The 7,008-nt window shown below is 54.7% G+C and carries 5 protein-coding genes; 4 read left to right on the plus strand and 1 reads right to left on the minus strand.

Translation table 11 applies throughout. The annotated features are described in order from the left end of the window. Positions 1 to 36 precede the first annotated feature (36 nt). Positions 37 to 1,680, minus strand: coding sequence for a methyl-accepting chemotaxis protein (locus tag CX651_RS17035; RefSeq protein WP_226564610.1), 1,644 nt, complete (start codon positions 1,678 to 1,680; stop codon positions 37 to 39). A 339-nt stretch (positions 1,681 to 2,019) separates the two neighbouring features. Between CX651_RS17035 and uvrD the strand changes: the two genes are divergently transcribed. The 4 genes from uvrD to CX651_RS17055 all read left to right on the plus strand — a co-directional run bounded on the left by uvrD (position 2,020) and on the right by CX651_RS17055 (position 6,906). Continuing rightward, positions 2,020 to 4,185, plus strand: a complete 2,166-nt coding sequence (gene uvrD, locus CX651_RS17040; protein ID WP_101057106.1) for a DNA helicase II — start codon at positions 2,020 to 2,022, stop codon at positions 4,183 to 4,185. 102 nt (positions 4,186 to 4,287) lie between these two features. After that, positions 4,288 to 5,148 carry a 4-hydroxybenzoate octaprenyltransferase gene (gene ubiA / locus CX651_RS17045; RefSeq protein ID WP_101057108.1) on the plus strand — a complete coding sequence of 287 codons (861 nt, stop codon included), beginning with the start codon at positions 4,288 to 4,290 and terminating at the stop codon, positions 5,146 to 5,148. A gap of 149 nt (positions 5,149 to 5,297) precedes the next feature. Beyond that, a complete protein-coding gene (locus CX651_RS17050; protein WP_101057110.1) occupies positions 5,298 to 6,338 on the plus strand; it encodes an NAD(P)H-dependent flavin oxidoreductase in 1,041 nt (346 codons plus the stop codon). Positions 6,339 to 6,477: 139 nt separating this feature from the next. After that, positions 6,478 to 6,906, plus strand: coding sequence for an excinuclease ABC subunit A (locus CX651_RS17055; RefSeq protein ID WP_101057112.1), 429 nt, complete (start codon positions 6,478 to 6,480; stop codon positions 6,904 to 6,906). The last annotated feature ends 102 nt before the right edge of the window (positions 6,907 to 7,008 follow it).

Below are 7,008 nucleotides of genomic sequence, written 5' to 3' on the forward strand. Positions count from 1 at the left end.
CCGTTGCGGCCGCATGAGTGTGACAAAGATCTCGTTTTAGGTGCGGAAGCGGCTGATCAAATGCGCCAGATTGTGGGCCAACTGACTCAGCTCCTGGCTGGATTGGGATACCTGTCCTGTTCCCATGGACACTCTGGAGGCGGCATCACTGATATTGGTGATATTGACCCCCAACTCGCCGGTAACCGCTGTTTGTTGTTCGGTGGCACTGGCCACCTGAATCGCCATATCATTGATAATACTGATGGCGGCACTAATTCTTTCAATTGCATCACTGGCCTCATTGGCGCAGCGGACACTGCCTTGCATACGTTCACGGCTCTTTTGCATCACTTCATTGGCATGTTGAGCCCTTTGTTGCAGCTGCTCTATGGTGCCTTTGATTTCCAGCGCTGAGCTTTGGGTGCGGCTGGCGAGGGTGCGTACTTCATCGGCCACTACGGCAAAGCCTCTGCCGGCTTCACCGGCCCTGGCGGCTTCGATGGCGGCGTTGAGGGCCAACAGGTTGGTCTGGTCGGTTATCTGGGCGATCACTTCCAGCACCATGGCAATGGAGTCTGAATCTTTCTGCAATTGATTTATCACTTCGCTGGCGGCGGTGATTTCTGCATCTGAGCTTTGAATGGTATCCAGAGTTTGCATTACCACTTGCTGGCCTTCCGTGGTGGCTTGCACCCCTTGGTTGGCCTGATCAGCCGTTTGCGTGGTGTTGCGGGAGATATCGGCAATTGAGCTCTGCAGCTCTGTCATAGCGGTGGCTACCTGATCGACCTCAGAGCGCTGCTGTTGCATCTCCTCGGCAGATTCGGCGGCGACCGCAGTCATCTCCTCCACAGCCGCAGCCAGTTGTACCGAGGCGGCGCCTATCTGGGAGATCATTTCATGCAATGTGGTACGCATCTGCCCCAGAGTTTCTGCCAAGTGTTTGAATTCACTGCCGCTGAATTTCTCCATCGGGATGGCGCTGGCGAGATCGCCCGAAGCGATTTTTTCCAGCACTTGCGTGGTGGCGCCAAGGGGAATAAAAATTCGTCGCAGCAGGAACCAGCCGGCTCCCAATGCCAGGGTCACAAAGAGACAGAAGACGATGACCAGACTGCTGCTGAGGGATTGAATCGCTTGTTCACTGGCGCTTCTGGCAGAGCTGACCTTATTGGTTTCCAGCTCCATCAAGGCCTTGAGCTCGGTCTCGACATTGTTGTAAATATGCCAGGATTCCATGGAGGTCAGCATGTTGGCGGTGTTTTCCGCAAGGTCGCTGCTGTCTTGATTCAAAAACTGCTTATGCAGTCCCATAAAGGCCAGCAGCGGCGCATCCAGCTTGTGCAGCTGCACCAGGGTATCTTGTCCGGCGCCCTGTTTCAGTTGCTGTAATGCCGAGTTGATCGCCAGGGTCTGATCTTGCAGGTACTGACGTGACTCCTCACTCATGGGAGCATTCAGTACCCGTCTCAAGCTGTAACCCAGCTGTTCCCGTCTGAGGCCGGATACCAGTTGCAGTAAAGAGGCGGCCTGATCATTGCTGTGGTACTCCCGTTCCAGCAGGCTTATTTGGCTTTTCACCTCCTCTAGGTGATAGCCAATGGTGCCCAATGACAGACAAAACAGTGCTAAAAGCGCAGCAAACAAGGTGATTAACAACTTGCGCAAAGATAGATTGGAAAAGATGGCTTGGTTCAAAACCCGGCTCCCAAACAAATGCATGAAAAATATAGTGAATGTTTCAAGATCCTAGGTCTTTGTTCTGTTGTAAACTGTGAGTTGTGGCAATTTAATAGGTAAATTTTTTAACTTTTAGTATTTTTGATTGTTTATATTGTTAAGTCATTATTTAGTAATGATTTAATATGAGCATTTGATGCAGTATTTTGTTTTGGAAAAAGAAGGGGTAAATACCGATGAAGCCGACTCTGTTTTGCCCTCTTCCCTTGAGTCCAGTTCTATCAGTAGCCTGCTAAGGCGCGTAGGAGCTATGGGTCTTTCCTGCTATAATGCGCGCTCGTTTTTGTGGAGGCGCGAATGGACGTATCTTCTTTATTGGATGGCCTGAATGACAAGCAGCGTGAGGCGGTAGCCGCACCTCAATCGAGCATGCTGGTGCTCGCCGGAGCCGGTAGCGGCAAGACCCGGGTACTGACTCACAGGATTGCCTGGCTGCTGCAGGTGGAAAACCAGAGCCCATACTCCATTATGGCGGTGACCTTTACCAATAAGGCGGCCGCCGAGATGCGGGAGCGGGTGGAGAAGATAGTCGGCAACCATATGGGCCGCATGTGGATCGGTACCTTCCATGGTCTGGCCCATCGTCTGCTGCGTACTCACTGGCAGGATGCTGGCCTGCCGCAGAATTTTCAGATCCTTGACTCGGATGATCAGCTCCGCTTGCTCAAGCGTATCCTCAAGAGCCTGAATCTGGATGAGAAGCAGTATCCGCCGCGGATGGTGGCCAGTTATATTAATGGTAAGAAGGATGAAGGATTACGCCCGAAGCATCTTGATGGTGGGATTTTCCCCATGGAACAGAAGCTGATTCAAATCTATCAGGTGTATCAGGAATCCTGTGATCGTGCCGGTCTGGTGGATTTTGCCGAGATACTCTTGCGGGCTCACGAGCTGTTTCTCAACAAGGAACATATTCTGGCCCACTATCAGGATAGATTCCGCAATATTCTGGTGGATGAGTTTCAGGACACCAACGCCATTCAATATGCCTGGATCAGAGTGCTGGCGGGCAAGAGCGCCAATGTGATGATAGTGGGTGACGATGACCAGTCCATCTATGGCTGGCGCGGTGCCCAAGTGGAAAACCTGCACAAGTTTTTACAGGACTTCCCCAATGCCGAAACTATTCGCCTGGAGCAAAACTACCGCTCCAGCGGCAATATTCTCAAGGCCTCCAACGAACTTATCGCCAACAACCCGGATCGGCTGGGTAAACAGCTGTGGACCGAAGATGTCGATGGTGAGCCTATTTCAGTTTACTGTGCCTTCAATGAGATGGATGAAGCCCGCTTCATCATAGGCCGCATTGGCGACTGGCAGGACAAGGGCGGCAGTCTCAGTGACTGCGCCATCCTCTATCGCAGTAATGCTCAATCACGGGTATTGGAAGAGGCCTTGCTGCACAAGGGGCTGGCTTATCGGATCTATGGCGGCTTGCGCTTCTTCGAGCGTCAGGAGATCAAGGATGCCATGGGATACCTGCGTCTGATTGCCAACCGCGACGATGACGCCGCCTTCGAGCGGGTGGTCAACACTCCCGCCAGGGGGATAGGCGATCGCACCCTGGATATTCTCAGAACCACGGCTCGGCAGCAGCAATTGACCCTGTGGCAGGCCTGCGTCCGTCTATTGGAAGAGAAGGTCTTGGCCGGTCGCGCCGCCAATGCGGTGCGCAGCTTTATGGACCTGATAGTGCAGCTGCGCAACGACACCGAAGAGCTGCCCCTCTATCGCCAGGCGGATATAGTGATCCAGAACTCCGGGCTCAAGGCCATGTATGAGCAGGAAAAGGGCGAAAAGGCTCAGGCCAGAGTGGAAAACCTTGAGGAACTGGTCACCGCGGCGCGCACCTTCGAAGTGCCGGAAGAGCTGGTGGACATGGGTGAGTTGAATGCCTTCCTGTCCCATGCTGCGCTGGAGGCGGGAGAAGGCCAGGCCGATGCCCACACAGATGCGGTGCAGTTGATGACGCTGCACTCGGCCAAGGGGCTGGAGTTCCCGCTGGTGTTTATGGCCGGTGTCGAAGAAGGGCTGTTCCCCAGCCAGTTGTCGCTGGAAGAGGGCGATCGTTTGGAAGAAGAGCGGCGCCTGTGTTACGTGGGCATGACCCGCGCCATGCAGCAGCTGTATATCACCTATGCCGAGTCGCGCCGCATCTATGGCCGTGAAAACTACTCGCGGCCGTCGCGCTTTATCAAGGAGATCCCGCCTCAGTATCTGCAGGAGATCCGTCTCAAGGCGCAGGTGGCCACCCCCATGGCCAATAACAGGTTTAGCAAGTCGCAAAGCAGCTTCAACGATACGGGCTTCAATGTCGGCCAACGGGTGCTGCATCCCAAATTCGGTGAGGGGATAGTGACCAATTTTGAAGGCCAGGGCGCACAGGCCAGGGTGCAGGTGAATTTCGATGACTTCGGCAGTAAGTGGTTGGTGGTGGCCTACGCCAAGTTAACCGCTTGCTGACAGCCCTGATAGGAAAATTCGCGTTTTGCGGTGTCAATCACACTGTCGCTGAGTCATAATGCTTGGCAAATTTAAGGCTGTGATGTGTTGGAGAGCCTACCGATGAACTTGAGGGAAAAAATTGATGTCTATGCCCGTCTGTCGCGTCTGGACAGACCCATAGGAACTTTTCTGCTGCTGTGGCCCTGTTTAATGGCGCTGTGGCTGGCGGCCGGAGGTTTACCGGATCTCAAGGTGTTGATCATCTTTATCATAGGTGTGTTTGTGATGCGCGCCTGCGGCTGCATTATCAATGACTATGCCGACCGCGAGCTGGACACCTATGTCGAGCGCACCAAGGCCAGACCCTTGGCCAGTGGCGAGGTAACGGTCAAAGAAGCACTGGGCTTGTTTGTGGTCATGGGGCTGTTTGCCTTTGGCTTGGTGCTGCTGCTCAACCCACTGGTGGTGAAGCTCTCTCTTGTCGGCATGCTGCTGACCATTATCTATCCCTTCACCAAACGCTACACCAATATGCCGCAAATGTTCCTCGGCACGGTTTGGAGTTGGTCGATCCCCATGGCTTATGCTGCCCAGACAGGTGAAGTGCCTGTCGAAGCCTGGTGGCTGTTTGCCGCCAACTGGTTCTGGACTGTGGCCTACGACACTATGTATGCCATGGTGGACAGGGACGATGATCTCAAGGTGGGGATCAAGTCCACCGCCATTCTGTTCGGCCGTTACGACAGGCAGATCATCGGCCTGTTTCAGCTGGCGGCGCTGGCCTGCTTTATGACTGCCGGTTATGTGGCCGAGCGAGGTACCCTCTATCTGGTTGGGCTGCTGGCCTTTATCGGCTTTGGGCTTTATCAGCAGAGGCTGATTTACGACAGGCAGCGGGCTCCCTGCTTCAAGGCATTTCTCAACAATAACTGGGCAGGTATGGTCTTGTTTGTCGCCTTGGGGATGGATTACCTGCTCTGAATGACACTGAGTTTGACTGTCAACGCCGCGATTCTCGCGGCGTTTTTGCTGGCGTAAACAACCGCTAACCGTTAGTCTGAACAGCCGGATGATTGGACCAAGCAGCGGGAATAGCGCCGCTGAGGACTGAAGCAAGAAGGAGTCTTGGTATGTTGATAGAACAACTCTTTGGTATTGAATTGCCGCTGATTCAAGCCCCCATGGCCGGCGCACAGGGCGTGCCGTTGGCATTGGCGGTCGCTTCTGCCGGTGCGCTCGGCTCCATTCCCTGCGCCATGTTATCCCATGACAAACTCAAGCAAGCCATTGAGAGTTTTAGGCGCCAGAGTGACCGGCCGGTAAATCTCAACTTCTTCTGCCATAAGCCGCCCGAGGAACAAGCCGAGCGTTTGCGTACCTGGCGGCAGCAACTGGCGCCCTATTACCGTGAATTCGAGGTCGAAGATCTCGGCGGTGGTGCCGAGCGGCGTCCCTTCGATGCCGAGGTGGCAGCGGTTATAGAGCCCTTTCGCCCCGAAGTGGTGAGTTTTCATTTCGGGCTTCCCTCCACCGAGCTGATGCTCAGGGTCAAGAGCTGGGGCACCAAGGTGATCGCCTCGGCAACCAGCGTCGCTGAGGCCAAGTGGCTCGAATCCAGAGGCGTGGATGCCATCATAGCCCAGGGCCTGGAAGCCGGTGGTCACAGAGGCCATTTCCTCAGTGATGATTTGACCGAGCACAGCGGTACCTTCGCCCTGTTACCGCGCCTGGTACAGGCGGTGAAGGTGCCCGTGATTGCTGCCGGTGGTATTGCCGACGCCGCCGGAGTGCAGGCGGCCATGGCTTTGGGAGCGGCCGGGGTGCAGGTGGGCACGGCCTATCTCTTGTGCCCGGAGGCCGAGATCAGTGAACTGCATCGCCAAGCGCTGAAAGATCCGCAAATGAATCGCCATACGGCACTGACCAATCTCTATAGTGGCCGTCCGGCCAGAGGCATAATGACCCGTTTGATGCGTGAGTTGGGGCCTTTGGGGCAAGCGCCGGATTTCCCCTTGGCGGCCAATGCCATTGCGCCGCTGCGCGCCGCGGCAGAAGCACGCGACTGCAGTGATTTCAGCCCGCTCTGGTGTGGTCAGAATCCGGAGGGATGTCGGGAAATTCCCGCCGCCGATTTGACCCGTGAGTTGATGGCAGCCTTTATTGAGTCGTGAGCTTTTTCTGGTCTGTGGTGTGTAACTAGTTGTATCATTGCGAATTAGTCACTCCTGCAACCGGCAGAGTGATCCTATCTTTAGATGGACTGCAATCAAAGCTTTGACTGCGGCGTAGAGCCGCAATAGGGAGATATAGATGAAAAAATCACTTGCTCTGGCGCTGCTGGCCCTGATGGTCAGTGCCAACGCCACAGCCCGCGACACCATAGCCCAGTATCCGGTGCAGGAACTGCTGCAGACCGAGAAGGCCAAAGAAGCCCTTTACGATGTGCCACTGTATTTTGCCACTCAGGTTCACCCGGAGATCAGCAAGAGCTATGGCGAGGTGATCACCAATAAAAAGACCAATGCCTTTGGTAAATCGGATCGCGAAGCCTGTGAGTGGGTGATGTTGAGTGCGCTAAAGGCGTTGCAGGAGCGCGCCGAGCGTGAGGGGATGGACGCTGTGGTCAATATCCAGTCCTATTACAAGAAGCGTGAGTTTGTCAGCGAGACCGAATATGAGTGCGGCGCCGGGGCTATCATGGCCGGGGTGGCGCTGAAAGGGACCTTGGTGAAGTTCTAACGGTGAAGCACTCACTGCTTTCATCGCTGAAAAAGCAGACCTGGGGTCTAATGCCGATCAGTTAAGACAGATCGCTTGACGATCTCACTGAAAGGATCAAAA

This window comes from Shewanella chilikensis, assembly GCF_002836945.1.
Lineage (GTDB): Bacteria > Pseudomonadota > Gammaproteobacteria > Enterobacterales > Shewanellaceae > Shewanella > Shewanella chilikensis.

Excerpts from the sequence above, each read along its gene's own strand:
- CX651_RS17055 (WP_101057112.1), top strand. The coding sequence starts at position 6,478 with ATGAAAAAATCACTTGCTCTGGCGCTGCTGGCCCTGATGGTCAGTGCC.
- ubiA (WP_101057108.1), top strand. The coding sequence starts at position 4,288 with ATGAACTTGAGGGAAAAAATTGATGTCTATGCCCGTCTGTCGCGTCTG.
- CX651_RS17050 (WP_101057110.1), top strand. The coding sequence starts at position 5,298 with ATGTTGATAGAACAACTCTTTGGTATTGAATTGCCGCTGATTCAAGCC.
- uvrD (WP_101057106.1), top strand. The coding sequence starts at position 2,020 with ATGGACGTATCTTCTTTATTGGATGGCCTGAATGACAAGCAGCGTGAG.